This window comes from Streptomyces sp. NPDC051907 (assembly GCF_040681075.1).
In the GTDB taxonomy this organism is placed as follows: Bacteria; Actinomycetota; Actinomycetes; order Streptomycetales; family Streptomycetaceae; genus Streptomyces.
Window position 1 is genome coordinate 1 of record NZ_JBFAYB010000233.1, and the last position, 1,679, is coordinate 1,679.

3 protein-coding genes are annotated in these 1,679 nt (G+C 70.3%); all 3 read left to right on the plus strand.

Annotated features, from left to right (window positions below; genetic code table 11):
* Nucleotides 1-17 precede the first annotated feature (17 nt).
* Nucleotides 18-146, plus strand: coding sequence for a hypothetical protein (locus AB0M39_RS41990; RefSeq protein WP_365374470.1), 129 nt, complete (start codon nucleotides 18-20; stop codon nucleotides 144-146).
* Nucleotides 143-1,054 carry a methylenetetrahydrofolate reductase [NAD(P)H] gene (gene metF / locus AB0M39_RS41995; protein ID WP_365374465.1) on the plus strand — a complete coding sequence of 304 codons (912 nt, stop codon included), beginning with the start codon at nucleotides 143-145 and terminating at the stop codon, nucleotides 1,052-1,054. The genes AB0M39_RS41990 and metF overlap by 4 nt, the downstream gene beginning before the upstream one ends.
* A partial coding sequence (locus AB0M39_RS42000; RefSeq protein WP_365374467.1) for an adenosylhomocysteinase occupies nucleotides 1,032-1,679 on the plus strand: 648 nt, incomplete at its 3' end. The genes metF and AB0M39_RS42000, both read left to right, overlap by 23 nt.

Sequence of the window (1,679 nt, forward strand, 5' to 3'; positions counted from 1 at the left end):
CGAAGATCGCCGCGCTCCTGGAGCCCGAGCGGATCGGCGTCGAGCTCTCCGAGGAGTTCCAGCTCCACCCCGAGCAGTCCACCGACGCGATCGTCGTCCACCACCCCGAGGCCACGTACTTCAACACGGGAGGCGGCCGAACGTGAGCACCCACCGGACACTGCGGGACCTTCTGGCGGCGGGGGAGCGGTCGTATTCCTTCGAGTTCTTCCCGCCCAAGACCGACGCGGGCGAGGAGCGGCTCTGGGACGCGATCCGCAGGATCGAGGCGCTCGCGCCTGCCTTCGTCTCGGTGACGTACGGAGCGGGCGGCTCGTCCCGGGACCGCACCGTCGCCGTGACCAAGAAGATCGCCGCCCAGACGACGCTGCGTCCGGTGGCCCATCTCACCGCGGTGGGCCACTCGACGGCCGAGCTGCGGCACATCATCGGCCAGTACGCGGACGCCGGGATCCGGGACGTCCTCGCCCTGCGCGGGGACCCGCCCGGCGATCCGAGGGGCGTATGGGTCCCGCATCCGCGGGGGCTGACGTACGCGGCCGAACTGGTCGAGCTCGTCCGCGAGCTGGGCGACTTCTCCGTCGGCGTCGCCGCCTTCCCCGAGCGCCATCCGCGCTCGCCCGACTGGGACAGCGACATCCGCCACTTCGCGGCCAAGTGCCGTGCGGGCGCGGACTACGCGGTCACCCAGATGTTCTTCGACGTCGAGTACTACCTGCGCCTGCGGGACCTGGCCGCCGCGGCGGGCTGCGACACCCCGATCATCCCCGAGATCATGCCGGCGACCGACTACCGGCAGATCCGCCGCTTCGCCGAGCTCAGCGACGCGGTCTTCCCGGACGATCTGGCCCGCCGGCTGTTCGCGGCCAGGGACGACCCCGCCGCATCCCATCGCATCGGAGTCGATCACGCGATCGCGATGGCGGAGCGCCTGCTCGACGAGGGCGCTCCAGGACTGCACTACATCACCCTGAACCGATCGCCTGCGACGGTGGAGATTCACCGGGGCGTCAGGAAGACGAGGAGTACCCATGCCCTCTTTGCCCGCGGCTGACTTCAAGGTCGCCGACCTCTCCCTCGCGGAGTTCGGCCGGAAGGAGATCACGCTGGCCGAGCACGAGATGCCCGGTCTGATGTCGATCCGCGAGGAGTACGCCGAGGCCCAGCCGCTGGCCGGCGCGCGTATCACCGGCTCGCTGCACATGACCGTGCAGACCGCCGTCCTGATCGAGACCCTCGTCGCCCTCGGCGCCGAGGTCCGCTGGGTCTCCTGCAACATCTTCTCCACCCAGGACCACGCGGCCGCCGCCATCGCCGCCGCCGGCATCCCGGTCTTCGCCTGGAAGGGCGAGACGCTGGAGGAGTACTGGTGGTGCACCGAGCAGGCGCTGACCTGGCCGGGCCACGCCGGCCCGAACATGATCCTGGACGACGGCGGCGACGCGACGCTGCTGGTCCACAAGGGCGTGGAGTACGCCAAGGCGGGCGCCGTCCCCGACCCCTCGACGGCGGACAACGACGAGTTCCGCGTCGTGCTGGAGCTGCTGAACCGCACGACGATCGACTGGACCGCACTCGCCGCCCAGATCCGCGGTGTGACCGAGGAGACGACGACGGGTGTGCACCGTCTGTACGAGATGCAGCGTGAGGGGACGCTGCTGTTCCCGGCGATCAATGTG